Annotated in this window: 18 protein-coding genes and 1 other RNA gene; 8 read left to right on the top strand and 11 right to left on the bottom strand. The window is 33.3% G+C overall.

Features of this window, described 5'->3' with window-relative positions:
• The first annotated feature begins 110 nt into the window (after nucleotides 1-110).
• The 3 genes from D1B17_RS08825 to D1B17_RS13005 all read left to right on the top strand — a co-directional run bounded on the left by D1B17_RS08825 (nucleotide 111) and on the right by D1B17_RS13005 (nucleotide 2,812).
• A complete protein-coding gene (locus D1B17_RS08825) occupies nucleotides 111-878 on the top strand; it encodes a hypothetical protein (RefSeq protein ID WP_120142038.1) in 768 nt (255 codons plus the stop codon).
• Between the two features lie 313 nt (nucleotides 879-1,191).
• Nucleotides 1,192-1,557: a transfer-messenger RNA gene (gene ssrA, locus D1B17_RS08820) on the top strand.
• Between the two features lie 1,123 nt (nucleotides 1,558-2,680).
• Entirely contained in the window at nucleotides 2,681-2,812 is a 132-nt protein-coding gene (locus tag D1B17_RS13005) for a putative holin-like toxin (protein WP_420868396.1), read from the top strand.
• A gap of 325 nt (nucleotides 2,813-3,137) precedes the next feature.
• Here the strand turns inward: D1B17_RS13005 and D1B17_RS08815 are convergent, their stop codons facing one another.
• The 9 genes from D1B17_RS08815 to D1B17_RS08775 all read right to left on the bottom strand — a co-directional run bounded on the left by D1B17_RS08815 (nucleotide 3,138) and on the right by D1B17_RS08775 (nucleotide 7,807).
• Nucleotides 3,138-3,389, bottom strand: a complete 252-nt coding sequence (locus D1B17_RS08815; RefSeq protein ID WP_120142039.1) for a hypothetical protein — start codon at nucleotides 3,387-3,389, stop codon at nucleotides 3,138-3,140.
• A 377-nt stretch (nucleotides 3,390-3,766) separates the two neighbouring features.
• On the bottom strand, nucleotides 3,767-4,207 hold the full coding sequence (locus D1B17_RS08810; protein ID WP_120142040.1) for an ArpU family phage packaging/lysis transcriptional regulator: 441 nt from the start codon (nucleotides 4,205-4,207) through the stop codon (nucleotides 3,767-3,769).
• A 95-nt stretch (nucleotides 4,208-4,302) separates the two neighbouring features.
• Nucleotides 4,303-5,070, bottom strand: a complete 768-nt coding sequence (locus tag D1B17_RS08805) for an AAA family ATPase (protein ID WP_120142041.1) — start codon at nucleotides 5,068-5,070, stop codon at nucleotides 4,303-4,305.
• Between the two features lie 11 nt (nucleotides 5,071-5,081).
• Nucleotides 5,082-6,071 carry a DnaD domain-containing protein gene (locus tag D1B17_RS08800; protein ID WP_120142042.1) on the bottom strand — a complete coding sequence of 330 codons (990 nt, stop codon included), beginning with the start codon at nucleotides 6,069-6,071 and terminating at the stop codon, nucleotides 5,082-5,084.
• 229 nt (nucleotides 6,072-6,300) lie between these two features.
• On the bottom strand, nucleotides 6,301-6,534 hold the full coding sequence (locus D1B17_RS08795) for a hypothetical protein (protein ID WP_120142044.1): 234 nt from the start codon (nucleotides 6,532-6,534) through the stop codon (nucleotides 6,301-6,303).
• Nucleotides 6,531-6,746, bottom strand: a complete 216-nt coding sequence (locus D1B17_RS08790; RefSeq protein WP_120142045.1) for a hypothetical protein — start codon at nucleotides 6,744-6,746, stop codon at nucleotides 6,531-6,533. Before D1B17_RS08790 ends, D1B17_RS08795 begins: the two co-directional genes overlap by 4 nt.
• A 196-nt stretch (nucleotides 6,747-6,942) precedes the next feature.
• Nucleotides 6,943-7,200 (bottom strand): hypothetical protein, encoded by a 258-nt coding sequence (locus D1B17_RS08785; protein WP_120142046.1) that lies wholly within the window; start codon nucleotides 7,198-7,200, stop codon nucleotides 6,943-6,945.
• 17 nt (nucleotides 7,201-7,217) lie between these two features.
• Nucleotides 7,218-7,481: a helix-turn-helix domain-containing protein gene (locus D1B17_RS08780; RefSeq protein WP_120142047.1), complete on the bottom strand. Its 264-nt coding sequence runs from the start codon at nucleotides 7,479-7,481 to the stop codon at nucleotides 7,218-7,220.
• 143 nt (nucleotides 7,482-7,624) lie between these two features.
• The gene (locus D1B17_RS08775; RefSeq protein ID WP_120142048.1) at nucleotides 7,625-7,807 is read right to left on the bottom strand and encodes a hypothetical protein; all 183 of its coding nucleotides are present in this window, start codon (nucleotides 7,805-7,807) and stop codon (nucleotides 7,625-7,627) included.
• A 153-nt stretch (nucleotides 7,808-7,960) separates the two neighbouring features.
• Here D1B17_RS08775 and D1B17_RS08770 point away from each other — a divergent pair, with 153 nt between their 5' ends.
• The 3 genes from D1B17_RS08770 (at nucleotide 7,961) to D1B17_RS08760 (ending at nucleotide 10,843) form a co-directional block, all read left to right on the top strand.
• A complete protein-coding gene (locus D1B17_RS08770; RefSeq protein WP_120142049.1) occupies nucleotides 7,961-8,758 on the top strand; it encodes a helix-turn-helix domain-containing protein in 798 nt (265 codons plus the stop codon).
• Between the two features lie 38 nt (nucleotides 8,759-8,796).
• Nucleotides 8,797-9,948, top strand: a complete 1,152-nt coding sequence (locus D1B17_RS08765) for a tyrosine-type recombinase/integrase (RefSeq protein WP_120142050.1) — start codon at nucleotides 8,797-8,799, stop codon at nucleotides 9,946-9,948.
• Nucleotides 9,949-10,204: 256 nt separating this feature from the next.
• Nucleotides 10,205-10,843, top strand: a complete 639-nt coding sequence (locus D1B17_RS08760; protein ID WP_120142051.1) for a DUF3862 domain-containing protein — start codon at nucleotides 10,205-10,207, stop codon at nucleotides 10,841-10,843.
• Between the two features lie 67 nt (nucleotides 10,844-10,910).
• On the opposite strand, the gene D1B17_RS08755 is transcribed toward D1B17_RS08760, so the two are convergent.
• Nucleotides 10,911-11,516 carry a YitT family protein gene (locus tag D1B17_RS08755; RefSeq protein WP_120142052.1) on the bottom strand — a complete coding sequence of 202 codons (606 nt, stop codon included), beginning with the start codon at nucleotides 11,514-11,516 and terminating at the stop codon, nucleotides 10,911-10,913.
• Between the two features lie 205 nt (nucleotides 11,517-11,721).
• Between D1B17_RS08755 and D1B17_RS08750 the strand changes: the two genes are divergently transcribed.
• On the top strand, nucleotides 11,722-12,393 hold the full coding sequence (locus tag D1B17_RS08750) for a DPBB and LysM peptidoglycan-binding domain-containing protein (protein WP_120142053.1): 672 nt from the start codon (nucleotides 11,722-11,724) through the stop codon (nucleotides 12,391-12,393).
• A 72-nt stretch (nucleotides 12,394-12,465) separates the two neighbouring features.
• On the opposite strand, the gene D1B17_RS08745 is transcribed toward D1B17_RS08750, so the two are convergent.
• Entirely contained in the window at nucleotides 12,466-13,059 is a 594-nt protein-coding gene (locus tag D1B17_RS08745) for an SAP domain-containing protein (protein WP_120142054.1), read from the bottom strand.
• A gap of 895 nt (nucleotides 13,060-13,954) precedes the next feature.
• On the opposite strand from D1B17_RS08745, the gene D1B17_RS08740 reads away from it, so the two are divergent.
• Nucleotides 13,955-14,779 (top strand): MetQ/NlpA family ABC transporter substrate-binding protein, encoded by an 825-nt coding sequence (locus tag D1B17_RS08740; protein ID WP_120142055.1) that lies wholly within the window; start codon nucleotides 13,955-13,957, stop codon nucleotides 14,777-14,779.
• The last annotated feature ends 43 nt before the right edge of the window (nucleotides 14,780-14,822 follow it).

Here is a 14,822-nt window from a genome sequence, read left to right as displayed (position 1 = left end):
CATTTCTGATGGATGAATTTTACAGTAATGATTTTGGCTAAATTTGTCTGCAATGTAATATGGTAAACTTTAATGAATATGGTAATAATTAAGTATTGGAAAGGATTTATATGACAGTCGAGTTTTCAGGAGATTTTTCAGATCAGCGGATCAACTTTAATTTGAAGAATCTAGGAGAGATCAATTATTATAAAGTACAACCTACTAAAGTTGATGAAGAATCTATTTTTATTATTATAAAAGACAATTTACTGGCAGGGATTAGTTACGGCAGTTTGGATGATTGGTCTGATGACAGTCGCTTTGTCGAAATTGTGGTACCCGAAAATGTAATTGCAGCTGATTTCTTCTATTTTTTGACAAAAGAGTTGGATAAAGCTGGCTATGAATTAAACGTCGGTTATGAAATGACCATCGCTAAGGAATCTATTGAGGTTTATAACGAATACTTACAAAAACTTTTACCCTTGTTGAATCTTTGTGGGGTTAAATTGTTTAAAGCTAAAAAGAAAACTTCTAAAGCACGCCATAAATATATCAAATCATTAGCAGACGTACCTTTTTCAATTAATTATAAAGGAAGTAAAGCAACTGTTTATTGGGTCAAACGCAACGAATTTATTGTTAAAGCCGGAGCTACCTTAGTCGAAAATGCACCCCTAACTAAGGCTGGTGTAATTGGTTTTGCAGGTAAATTTGGATTACGTTTACGTGAAGAGCATGCAGAACAAATAAAAAATGACACTCTTATCCAAGATGTCAAATTAAGAAGTGTCAATGAAGTTGGGACGTTCTTGTATTTTGCTGGGACTAACAGTTGGTTGCAGTTGAAATCGCCTGAAGGTAAGACGTTACATGAGTTAACCGTAGTTAAATAATTATATTGATAGATGTTTTTAGAATGATAAGATTGTTAGCTTAGTGCTGGCGGTCTTTTTTTGGAATCAAGGGGATTCATTTTATAAAATATATTCGTGTTTTGTAAACGATATAATCCCATCCAGGATGATATGATTTAACCGCGTCGAGTGGATTTGAACATATAATACTTAGAGAAAATAAAAAATAACTTACATTACCTGTTAGTAGTGGTTGGTAGCTTATTTATATTATCAAATAAATTGTATTTGATGAGTCAAACGATTTGCTATATTCAAGAAAATTAGCTATTATATTTAAGTGGACATTCTTGGGGGTGTTCTGGATTCGACATGTGTAGTAGCGTGCAGGCTGCACTTAGGGTTTCGTGTCCCTCTAAAAACACACAGTTTATTATAACTGCAAAAAATAATAATAACTACGCATTAGCTGCCTAAAAACAGTCTAAGCGTGATCCATTCTAGCTTCGCCCAAGGGTTGGAAATGGGTCTCAAATTAATTGGGCTACGTTTAACTGTGCATCCTGAATAGTTAAAAAGAGATCATCGGGATAGCTACTGTGGTTAGCCTGGTTGTATGGCGTTCAGAGTAGCGAAATATTAAATGATACAACTATGAGTGTAGATGCTTGCATAGCATTATGCTTGGACAGGGGTTCAATTCCCCTCACCTCCATAATGAGAAATCAACCGGTTATATTGAGACTTAAAGGCCTTGGTATTACTGGTTTTTTTATTTTCATGAATCAATTACAACTTAGTCAAAAGCGGTTTTACTTAGTCAAAACTTAGTCAATTTAAACACAAATAATATTACTGGTCGGGCGGTTGTCATCACATTCTTATGTGGTGGCTTTTTTATTTTGATCTAACAGAACGATTCGTTCACTCAGCTAAAGTACCATTTTAGTACCTCAGGTTATTAAGATACGGTACTTACTGCCTATGCTGAATCTAGTCACCTAATTCAAATTGACGACTCATCTATGTAACTTTGAACTCGAACCAAGGGGGCCCCGAATTGAGGCGTCCTTTTTGTTATATATAAATGACCTTTTTCATTACAATCTATTCTTTTTATACTAAGTTAATTCGTAAATATCAAAGGGGCGTACTTAATGTACATACCGTCGTGATTCACGAGGGTAGCTCTTATAAACACAATGAAAGGTGTCGCCAATTTTGGTGATACCCCTCTATTAGCTAGACAATTTCACACGCCACTTTTGACACTCCAATACATTGTTTTTTAGGGACTGACTTATCTGACCTAAATAACAAAATTGTTCCTACATTTTCCGACATTTATCTTAGGTTTTCTTAGGGTATAACACTCAACATTACTCAACATTTCAATGCCTCAAATTTTTGCACTTTATCTTAGTATTTCTTAGTAATACCTGAGCATTTCCGAGCATATAATCCGAACTTTTCCGAACAAATAATACTAGTATTTAATAGCATGCAATGCTTATTAATGCTGACATTAATGTTAGGGTTTGTCAGGGATGTTACCCTAGTAAAACCTAGTATTATCAAGCTATAAAATGACCGCAAATGACATCATAGATGGCGTTTAAAATACTAATTTCATCATTATTTTAGGGTGCAACCTTTTACAAAAAAGGGTGCACCCCTTTTTATGTTTGTATGCATACCTTTTTTGAGCAAAATAAAAAAAATAAAAAGCCATTTATCTATTAAGATTTCGATAAATGACTTTCTTTGATCTGATTCATATTGGATAATAATAAACGATAGCAAGTTAATGACGGTGGCTAACTTCATGATAATGTGAGGTGATGCCTTATGAGATTAATAAAATGGCTTTACCTCTCGAAAGGATAACCATGAGTGTTTACCAAGCACTTTCGCTAATGATTGCATTTGCGACTTTGGTAGTTTTAATACTCGAATTTAATCAAAAAAAATAATCGTCTAAACTTTAGCGGGTTTACGATTATTTTTATTAAAACCTAGTAGCTACCGTCTTAAACGGGCTATCTGGGGGATGTTCGAGCATCCCTCTTTTTTATGCCTTAATTATACCATGCAAGGCGATTTAAAGTAACTTTTAATAGTGCTCTACAAAACAATGTCAGGTTTTGACAGGTTGTTACAAAATAAACGTTATCAAATGTTAGCATTTTTAATTCATTATACGAACGTATGAGCCCCAATAAAATAAATTAATATAATTAATCGTGACTACAATAAAAACGCCTCACATCTCAATTATTTAAGACGTGGGGCGTTTATTTATGGCTTTAGGTTGTTCAAATAATAAATTGTAGTATCAAGCGTCTTATCAATGTCATTATCTAACACTTTGATTATTGGCGTATATTCCTGAACTTTGCTAGAAATATCCTCGTTGCTACCTTGTTTCAGCTCGTCTACATAACCCTGTACAGCTTTTAGACGTGTACGGCTGTCATAAATCATATTTAATAGCTCGAGTAAATCATTGTTGGTTAATACACCGTGAAACCCTATCTGATTGCTTTTCATTTTTAAAATTACCTTTCTAATTCCTTTTTTAGGGTGTCTGAAATGTCCGAATACACTAATATTTTTCTTTTTTTAGGGACTGCAGAATCTGCAGATTCTGACATATTTTATATTTTTCTCTTTTAGGGTGTATAAAATGTTTAAATACACAAAACTATTTATTCTTTTTAGGGGTTCCCAAAACTCCCACTGTGAATTATCACACCGAAACTATTCATATCCGACAAATTGTCGGGTATAGGTATTAACTACGGTTAGGACACACTATTTATTATTAAAATAAAGCTCTAATGCTTACCACATCAGCATTTTCATCCCTAATATCAAATAAACTACGCATTAATTCTCTTTAGGGACTCCAATTTCTCCAGAATGTTTTACACACTCTTTAAGTCATTGGTGCATTCACTGTAATCATTAAGATCGTATATGTCTTGGTATGTGTCAGCAAAATACAGCAATGAGCGATTTTTGTACTTTGCATACTGGCTTGTCTCGTAGCCAGTTAATTCCATAGCTACCGAATTACCTTGATCCAATAAATAGACATTTTTAAGAATAATTTTGTATATTCTTGGAGCTTTATTAATAACATCATACGTTGACTTAACGAACTCTTGAGCATCAATGCCACTGATAACGTTGTCCTCTTGATTATTTCTTACGTTACCTGTATTGGGGATCGTATCAAACTGAGGAGATTGTAAACTAGATAAGTCCATATGTGATCTTGCCTTTAGTCTGGGAAAGTCCTTTTCAAAATAATCTTTAACATTCTTGATAGTCTTTCTCTTATTGAGCTTTGGAAATAATCCCATGCTTACAACCTCCACAGTGATATAATTGATTTGCTCGTATCAATTAATTAGTGGCTGTTCACTTTGTGAATGGCTTTTTTTGTGCCTTGAAACTCTTAAAACATCCGACAATCTTTACTTGTAAATTTAATTACATTGTCGAAATTACTAGCTATTAACCTGTCATATATTTTCCCGTTGTAAATTCTTTTTAGCTCTTTTGATGTATTGTTTGTCGTCACAATATTAACTTTGTTTTTATTCTCTGCCCGATAGTCGGCAAGTCTAAATAGCATTGCCTGTTGGTAGTCTGATGCCTCTTTTATATTTTTCTGAAACGAAGTTTCGCTACCTAGATCATCAAGCACCAAAATATCACACTGCTTAATACACCTTTCAGCATTAATAAAATCGGTTTTTATCTCGGGGTATTGTATCGAATCTTTATTCATTTGAGCGAGCATAGAAACACTAGCAAAATAACAAGTTAGTGAACTGTCTGAATGCTGAATTTTGTTTAAAATACTTACAGCAGATAAAGTCTTTCCAGCTCCCGGAGTTCCTGAAAAGGTGAAGTTTCCTTTCTCACCGTTCAATATCCTGTCAGCTATACTTCTAGCTTTATCAAATTCAGACTTTTGAATTTTGTCAGTGATATTAAAGTCATCAAACGTTTTACTTAAAATGATTGGGTCACTTACCACTGAGCTATCAAACATTCTCTTTCGTTTAACCTTATTATTTTCTTTCGTGAATTTAATTGATTCCTGTTCTTGACGTTCATCCCTATGATCAATGGCGTCCTGTATATTAGCTTTATTGAGATCAATACCATGTTTACGTGCAATTTTACGCATGTAATCGTCAAAGCCAAACATTTCCATGCCTATACCTCCTAAAACAACTCGGGATATACTGAATCACTATCATCCCTCGATTGGTTATTTTTATTGCTACGTTCGTTTTGACTAGCCTTTATGTTTGCCAATGTAAATAAACTATCCTTTTGCCAGTTCATTAAGATCTTGTTTACATAGTTCCAGTTGTGAACGTTATTCTTAGCCGTCAGCTCAATAGCATACTTTACAATGTCATAGCATTCTTTTAGGGATGTCTTATGTTCTACAAAATCATTAACTGATTCTTGAATACTTTGAATAACAATCGAATTGGTTTGTCCTATGTTTTTCTGGTAGTAAGTTATTAAATTTTTGAAATCATCATCATCATTTTCTTTCGCGCTACGCGCGTTATTATGATAATAGTCTGTATTAGTTATAGTACTAGTACAAAGGTTCGTTACCCTAAGTGTTTGGGGTTCAGTACCCTTATTACCCCCAGTTCTATTACCCTGAGTAATTGAAATTTTGCTATCTGGGCTGTCATCTGATTCGTTACTGGGTTGTATAGTAGTGGGTAAAATATTGCCCCGAATGCTTGTGCCACTAGAGTTTATGTTATTACCCTGATTACTTTGGATTTTATTACCCTGACTGTTTGAATTCCTATTACCCTGACTACCCATGGTTTTATTACCCTGAGTGATTGAAATTTCGGGGTCTGGGTTGTATACCTGCTTTTGAGTTATAAAATCATCATATAGTTTTACAATTTTATAAGAGGGTGCATTTAAATTTCTTTGTCCTTTTGAATACTCAATAAGATTGAGTTCAACTAATTTCTTTCTTGCTTGGACAAGCCCGTTCATTGAAGAGCCTGTTAATTTAAGTAATACATCATTGGTTAACCTGAAACTTTGATCTAACCGACGTTTGTCATTAGCATAGTCTAATAGTTCACGGTATAAGTTATTTTGTGTCTCTGAGATATTACCTTCATAAACTTTGAAATCTCGGTACGCTCTACGTTGTTTGAAGTAGTCCATGAATAACCGATTACCTCCTAATCTAAATGAATAAGTCCTAGCTTGGACAACTCAACTAATGACTTTTTTACGCTGTCAGAACCGGGTATATTGCCATTCAATGGAATGTGTAAACATACTGGTATCTTTGATTTCTGGAGCATTATATAAGTAGTTAATGTATCATCAGACAACTTACTTAGTATTTCTTGATCGGTAGTTTTTTTAAAATTTAAATTTGCATGTATATTCATTGTTTGACATCCTCCGTTTTGATAGAAATAAGCCCCAGTAATTCAAGCCGTTCAAATACCTTATACAGCTCGATACCAGATACATTGAAATCAAGGTAGGGAATATTATTATGCCGAGCTTTATTAACTACATACGTATAAACACTGAATGACTTGGAATCTAAGTTACTCAATAAAGATTTATAATTGTCTTTCATAATTGGAGCTCTTAATAAAGTAACTTTCATCATTCAAGTACCGCCTTAATATGGTTATAGATAGGGATGTTTGTTACATCTCGGTTTAAAGATTGGGCTCGTTGCAACGTTACTAGATCGGTTTGAGCGACTTCTAATATTTCTAGGTCGCTGCTACTTGGATGTTTACGCTTACTCATCTCATCAATAATGAATTTAAGTCCTATGATTACAGGATCAATATAATAATTAGTATCTTTTTTCATGTGTTTCATCCCTCATTTTCTTGGGAACCATGATAAAATGAAATAGTATTTTACTTAGAGAAATACTCGATAGACATTACTTACTTGCCGGTTAGTAATGTCTATTTTTTATGCACTTTTTCATGTTCCTAGTCCTCAAATAATTTGTAAATCAAAGATTAATAGAATCACGAATACCGCCCGCCAGACTGATTATTTAATGTGATTCAATTTCTTGTTGTAAATCAGTTAGATCGTTATCAATGCCATTCATTGAGCTTGATACATTAATTAGATTGTCACAAAGTGACTCCAACACCTTGCCATATATCAATTCGTTTATAGCCTTATTTCTATCCTCATTGGCTAGTGCAATAGTCATATTCAAAGTATTAGTTACTAAATTGACTATTTGTTCGTTCTCAATATGTCCATTCATAATATTGTTCAATATTCTTTGTTCATTGCTGTTCACACAACACACCCCCCAAGTTAATTGCTCTCTATAAATGCTTGAATATCTTTTTTGCTGTACAAAACAATGCCGTCAATTCTATGAACTGGAAGTTTCCAATTGTCTAATGTCGTTGGAGAAACGCCAGCGTATTTCGCCGCATCCTTACGTTTTAAGTATTGTCTGTCTAGTCCAGAATCTCTACGCGCCTGTTCAATGCTATTAGTAACGATCGTATAAACCTGTTTACGTAAAGCATCTGAATCATGTTCATCAAGCATTACAGTTATTCCTTGTGCCATATTTTCACCTCCTCTTAAAGTTGATAGATGCAATATAACACAGAATTTAAAAGTAAAAATTTCTCCGTTTAGAGATTATTTATCCATGTCCAAATAAAATATACTACTAATCTTGTAATCGTAGATTTTTCCATTTTTTAATATCAAGAATGAATCTCTGATGTAAGTTTCTTGATAGCTTCTAATACACGTTGTCTGCGTTCATCGTTCAATGGAGTTCTAAGCCATACAGATAAACGACTATCTGAAATGCCTACCTTTTCAGCAACTTCCCAATTTCTTAAACGATTTGATCTGATTTCATTTCTAATATCTAAATTATTCATTTCTTTCCTCCTGCTTTTATACTGAACATTTTAGGCTACTGTGTCTAAATATTGTTTTTATAGTGACAATTATATATTTGTGTAGTTTAAATATCAACATTTTTTGTTGATATAGTTTATTTGTACAGTTAAAATACAGTTAGAGGTGATTATATGAAATCTAATATTCCAGAAATAATGGAAAAAAATAGTATTAGTGTTAGTGAACTAAGCAGAATAACAGGTCTTTCACGTACAACCATCACACCTTTAAGTAAAAATGCCGAATTACCAAAACAAACTAGAATTGACACTTTAAATAAAGTTGCCAATGCACTAAATGTCACAATTGATTCACTTTATGAAAATGTAACTTCATGGAAAGTTGAAAAATATTACACCATTACCAATCATCTAATCGGTTCTAATGAGAGTCATATATATTTATTAAAGTGTTTAAGTGATTTTAACAATGGAAAAAAGCCACTATTTATCACAATATCCTTCGCAATGGGGTTAGGTATTGACTGTGAATTTTTGAATACCGATGATTTAAATCAAATCTATTACCTAGATCAGCAAATCTTTAATGAAATAAACGTTGAAGCATTAAATACTGATTATCTTTTCACCCAATCAATAAATCCTAAATTTATTAATTCATTTGAAACTCAAATTTTTACTGATAAATTAATGCAATCCATTATTAAAAAAGAAGTAAACACAATTCCCAAAAGCAAACTCAATAAAAGGGATTCTATTAATTTCTTTTCAATCAATTTTGGAACAATAGGGAAAAATATAATTAATTTAAATAATAATGATTTCTATCTTTCTACTAACATGGATGACTTAATTAAAAGTTCAAATAATCTTAATATTGATGGAATATTCAATAACTGGGCTGATAACAGCGAACTTGGTAAAAAAGCAAAAGAAAAACTTTATCACATATCCTTAGATAGACAATAGAATTTCTCTACCGCCCGCCAGCGTTAGGAGAAATAACAATGGATAAACGTATAAAAGAATATACAAAAAAAGACGGTTCATCTGCTTGGATGTTCCGTCTATATCTTGGTAAAGACCCTCTGACTGGTAAAGATATGCAAACCACACGACGTGGCTTTAATGATGCCAGACAAGCTAAACTAGCTTTAGCCAGACTAGAAGTAGAGCTTGCTGACCGTGGATATACTAAAAATGAGCGTATTACTTTCGAGGATGTCTATAAAGAATATTTTCCACAATATAAGAATACTGTCAAAGAATCAACTTGGGTTAAAACTGAACAAATGTACCGTAATCATGTTTTACCCGTCTTTGGTAGCAAAATACTAAGTAAGATCACGCCACAGCAATGTCAATTAGCAATTAATAAGTGGTATGAGGCTAAATACACGAAGTATAAAGACTTCTTTCGTCTTATATCCTCGGTATTTCAATATGCTATTAGATTGGGGCTGGTTCATGATGACCCTACTAAAAGAGTTATCATCCCTAAAAACAAGCATGTAAAAGACATGACGTTGAACTATTTCACCGTGGATGAGCTACGACAATTCTTTAGTTATCTTGATAATGACAAGTACCCTAAACGTGCAACATTCTTTAGAGTATTAGCATTTACAGGGATGAGAAAAGGTGAAGCTCTTGCACTAACTTGGAAAGATATTGATTTCGAGAACAATCAAATATCTATCAATAAGACAATTGCCCGTGGTGCTGATGCACGTTTGATAGTCCAGACACCTAAGACTAGAGCCAGTGAAAGAGTCGTTAACTTGGATGATAAGACCATTGATATATTAAAGAAATGGCGCTCCACACAAGCAAAAGAATTACTCATGCTTGGTTTCAACGTCTTAAAGAATAAAAACCAATTAGTATTCTCAAATACTAACAATGAATTTATTCAACCTGTTAAACCTCAAAACTGGTTATATAAGATCATTAAGAAGTACGGTCTCAAACGTATAACCGTTCATGGCTTTAGACATACATACGCCACATTAGCATTTGAGGCGGGTGCAAGTATCAAAGAAGTACAGGAACAACTAGGACACTCTGACTTTCAAACAACCATGAATATCTATACGGCTGTCACCGAAAAACAGAAGTTAGAAACATCCGAGAAATTTGCTAAATATGTGAATTTCTAGTAAAAACTTAGTCAGTCACTTAGTCAAAACCGCTTTTTGTGTATTTAAGTTGTTATATACGTTGGTGTTACGGGGTTTATAAGAAACACGGTTGGTTTCCCCTCACCTCCATTTTGCAGATTAGCCAATCGTATTAAGACTTTTTAAGTTTTAATATGATTGGCTTTTTTTATATAATTAGAAAAGTAATGCATTAAAGGTGCTACTTAATATTAATATTGCTAAAATACACTATGTGAATGGAGGCATAAAAATTATGAATGAAAAAGATGAAAAACCTTTCTATCATAGAAACTGGTTTTGGATCACAATCTTTTCTATTTTTATTATAGTTTCAGCCACAACCTACATCGCAAACTATTCGTTTTATATGGGTCAAGCTGATAAAGCTACCGTTAGTCAAAGTAAAAGTTTAGCTGAAAAAAAGAAAATTGAAGATAATCCTTCAGTTGTAGCCAGATACAATTCCATTAAAACTGGTAAGAATGGTTACGGTAGGGATGATATTATTCAATTGTTAGGCCAACCAACGACCACTCAAAAAGTAAACGTCAATAATCCCATTTCAACTTTGATTTGGAATGAAACCAATGGAGTAACGATTCAAATTACTTTTGAAAAAGATAAAGCCACTTCTAAATCGATTCAAGGTTTGAACATAGATAGGAAGAAAGTTTTAACTCTCAAAGAATATGATCAGTTACAAATAGGCGATAGTTATAATAAAGTCATCAATAAATTAGGTGATCCTGATGATTATTCGGATGTAAATGGTGTCAGAACTTTAACTTATGAATCTGACCTGCTAGAGGCTGATCCAACGGCTGATGCAATGATAAAAATTGAAATCTCTAATAATGAAATTGTTTCTAAAGAACAGCAGAATCTAAAATAATCCAAATAAAAAAGGTGCATATGTCAAAATACTCGAATTTTCGATACTTTGATATGTGCACCTTTTATTATGCTTGTGCTAATCTTCTTGCATGAATAATTCCAAAACCCTTAATGGAAAGACTGGAAATTCCGACTGACATGACTGCTAGTAGGAAAGATACGATATCTGTTAGAGCAATGTTTCCTAAGCAGACGAGGGCATCGATGATGAACAGACTGATATATTTGTCGATTCCAAAGTTTTTGTGAATGATCATTGGTGGAACAGTTGTACCACCACTAGACATATTTAATGTATATAAAATTGCTAAACCAATTCCGAAAATAACACTTCCTACTATTATAGAAAGAACTCGACTGTTTGGAATCAAGTTATAAACAGGTGTGATATATAACAATAACGGAAGCATGAAACTTCCCAGTGCTAGTTTAACCGTTGTTTGACGGTCTAAATGTAAGTAAGCCAGTACTAACATCACAATATTTATGACAAGAACCGAGATGAATGTTGGGATTTTCCATCCTGCTTGCAACAGTATAGCAATTCCAGTGGCTCCACCGGCGGCTATGCTGTGCGGCTCGAAGAACATATTTAGACTAAATGCGATAAGTTCCAAAGCGACTAACATTATTAGTAGTTTTGCGGACAATCTTGTTTTTTTATTCTTCATATATAAAACTATAGCATGAATATATCTCCATGGCAATAAAAGTCACAATTACCTTAAATATAAATATTTCAATAACGTTACTAAGATTACATAAAACTTTGAAAATGTAACTCTGAGGTGGTCGTCATGTAATATAAGCCTGTTAGTATAGCACCATAGCAATTGAGAGAAATTAAATTTTAAAAAATAAGGATGTAATTAATTTATGAAAAAAGTTTTATCTATCGCTTTAGTAAGTGCAATGGCTTTGACAGGAGTTTTAGCTTCAACAAATACAGCCCAAGCTGCCGTAACTAACGGTAACAAGGTTACAGTTGAAAAGGGTGATTCTTACAAGAGTATCGCCGAAGCTAATGGAATTAGTATTTCTGCTCTAGAACAAGCTAACGGACGTGAAGTTGGCGGATTTGACTTAATCTTCCCAGGTGAAACAATCACATTGCCTGGTGCTACAAATACAACCGCAAATACAACTACAAATACATCTGCTGACACACAAGCTGCTACAACAGCTGCTTCAACAGACACAACTACAGACAATACACAAACACAACAAACAACAGATACAACATCACAAGCAACAACTCAATCAACAAGTACAACCGGTACATCACAAGGAACATTTAAAATTTCCTTCTATGATCCAGCCGTTTTAGGTTCAAATATGGGTTACAGTGGTGTTGCCGCTAACCTTTCAGTATTTCCAAAGGGTACACAATTGAAGATTACTCTATCTGATGGAACAGTTCTTTACAGAACAGTTAATGATACAGGAACATTCGCAAATTCTAACTCACAACAATTAGATGTTGCTATGCCTAGTTCATCAATCCCATCATATGGTGTTACAACTGCTTCAGTTGAAGTTTTATCATAATTTAGGGTAAAATATAGATGCAACAGACAATTGCCGAAGAAGACTTTCTATTAATTTAGGAAGCCTTTTTTGTTATGGTAAATATTTTAAAAGATTATGAGAATAACGTTTATCGGCCTTAGTTTTAACTAATTTCCACAAAATGGCGGCTGATTTTAGTTTATTCTGGATTGGCTTAGTAGCAAGATCAGCACAAAAATCCTTAACAAACTGATTCCATTGATAACTTGCATCGTCTTTATCAGTATTGACTGAAACTTTACCATCATTAATATCAATTAAAGTTTGAATTGTTATTGAAGAATCATTATTAGCTTTAGTTTCACGAAAAGTAACAGCCATTTCTTTGGAAAATTTGAATGTTTCTTTACCATAGTAATTAGCCATAAAATTACGTAATTGTTGATTTAATTTCACACCATTAATGATTTTTGTCGATAATTTTAAGTCCGTTGTAATACCGTTATGTTGTGAAGAAGGGCCGTTGGTTTGCGGATCGTGATTGAGATATTTAATGATTCGTTGATTCAAATCAAATTTTGTTCCAGAGGTGTTCAAGTTTAGATTTCGACAGATAGTTTGTAATTCGGTTTTGTAGAAATACATCGATTCAAATTCATTTTGGGAAAGATGATAATTTTTAATATCTTCGATAGGCAATGACATATTTTTGTCCTTAGTATTTTTATTAATTATCTCATTTTGGGGGTTAATTAGTTGGAATTTAAGTTATGAGTTTATTTTTTTATAAGATATTTGATATATCAGTTAAACTAGCTGGAGGTTGTGAAGAAGAATACCCGCTGTGATAGTGTTGTTAGGACTTTAGTCCTTACAACACAGGACGTGTTTTGAAATTCGAGTGGTTTTCTCGAAGTTCAAAACCGAGTCTGGAGACCTTGGCTCCAGACGGTCCCATAGCGGGTATTCTTCTTCGCAACCGGAGGCGGCAACATTAGTAAATATTTAATTTTACTAATGTAAATCTCTAATTGAAAAGATATTTATAAATTTTTTATTTCTAAAAAAATATCATTTTAACGTTATAAAACGCACAACGACAAACTTCGTTAACCATTGAAAATAAAAGACTTTTTCCATAACTTAGTATAAATACCATTTGGCACATAAATGAAAAATTAGAAAATCGACTGAAAAAACTTATTTTTATTGATTGACATTTCAAAAATTAGATTGTATTATCTAACCAACGATTAACAAAAGATATTTATTAAACAATTTGATCGGGGGAAGTAATTCAACCTCGTTTGTACAGAAAACCTCTATTTGCTGAGATGAGGGCAACGACTTGAATGAAAATGACCCGTGATTGGTGCGCTGAATCTTCGGATAAAGATGCAATGGTTGGTACCCTTTACAGTACACGCATATAGTAATTTTGTATGTTGTTAAGGGGATAAGTGTAAATTTATTCCGAATTAGAATGGTACCGCGAGGAGTCGCTTCTAAAATTGGACAGAGATGTTCAGTTTTGAAGCGGCTTTTTTGTTTCTATAGATATTTTTTAGTCGATTAGTATTAGGTAAGGTGGGAGAAAGATATGAGTAAATTTAAGAAATTTGGCAAGGTTATTTTATTAGCCTTCACAGCATTATTTATTTTTGTACTAGCTGGTTGTGGTAATCAAAGTAAGACCCAAACAGTTAAAGTGGGAATCAACCCTTCAGATGCACCAATTTGGAAAGTTGTTCAAAAGAATGTTAAGAGTGAAGGAATTGATTTGAAGATTGTTCAATTCAATGACTACAATCAACCAAATACAGCTTTAGTTCAAGGTGAAGTTGATATCAATGCTTATCAACATACTGATTTCTTGAACGCTTGGAACAAGGCACATAAGACTGATCTAGTTTCAATTGGTAAGACAGTTATTCAACCAATGGCTTTATATTCACACAAGATCACAAAGCTTAGTGATTTGAAGAATGGTGCTAAAATTGCTATTCCAAATGATGCCTCAAATGAAGCTCGTGCTTTACAATTACTAGAATACAATGGTGTTTTAAAACTTGATGATAGTAAGACATTGCCTTCAACCAAAGATATTAAAGAAAACAAGCTTAACTTGAAGTTCACAACCCTAGATGCAGCACAAACAGCTCGTTCACTAGATGATGTTGACGCCGCAGTTGTTAATGGTAACGTTGCTAACGATGCTAAATTGAACCCTAAGAAAGCTGTTGTAACAGAAAAAATCAACAAGAATTCAATTCCTTGGATCAACATCATCGTTGCTCAAAAGAAGAACAAAGATAACAAGACATACAAGAAAGTTGTTAAAGCTTTCCAAACTAAAGATGTTGAAAAAGAAATCAAGAAGGTTTACGGCGGAAACGAAATTCCTGCTTGGAACGCTAAACTTTAAGTAATAGTAGAAATACATATTTAGATATATTAGTAGTATAACT

It is taken from the genome of Companilactobacillus zhachilii, assembly GCF_003606365.2.
In the GTDB taxonomy this organism is placed as follows: domain Bacteria; phylum Bacillota; class Bacilli; order Lactobacillales; family Lactobacillaceae; genus Companilactobacillus; species Companilactobacillus zhachilii.
This window is presented reverse-complemented; position numbering and strand designations above follow the sequence as displayed.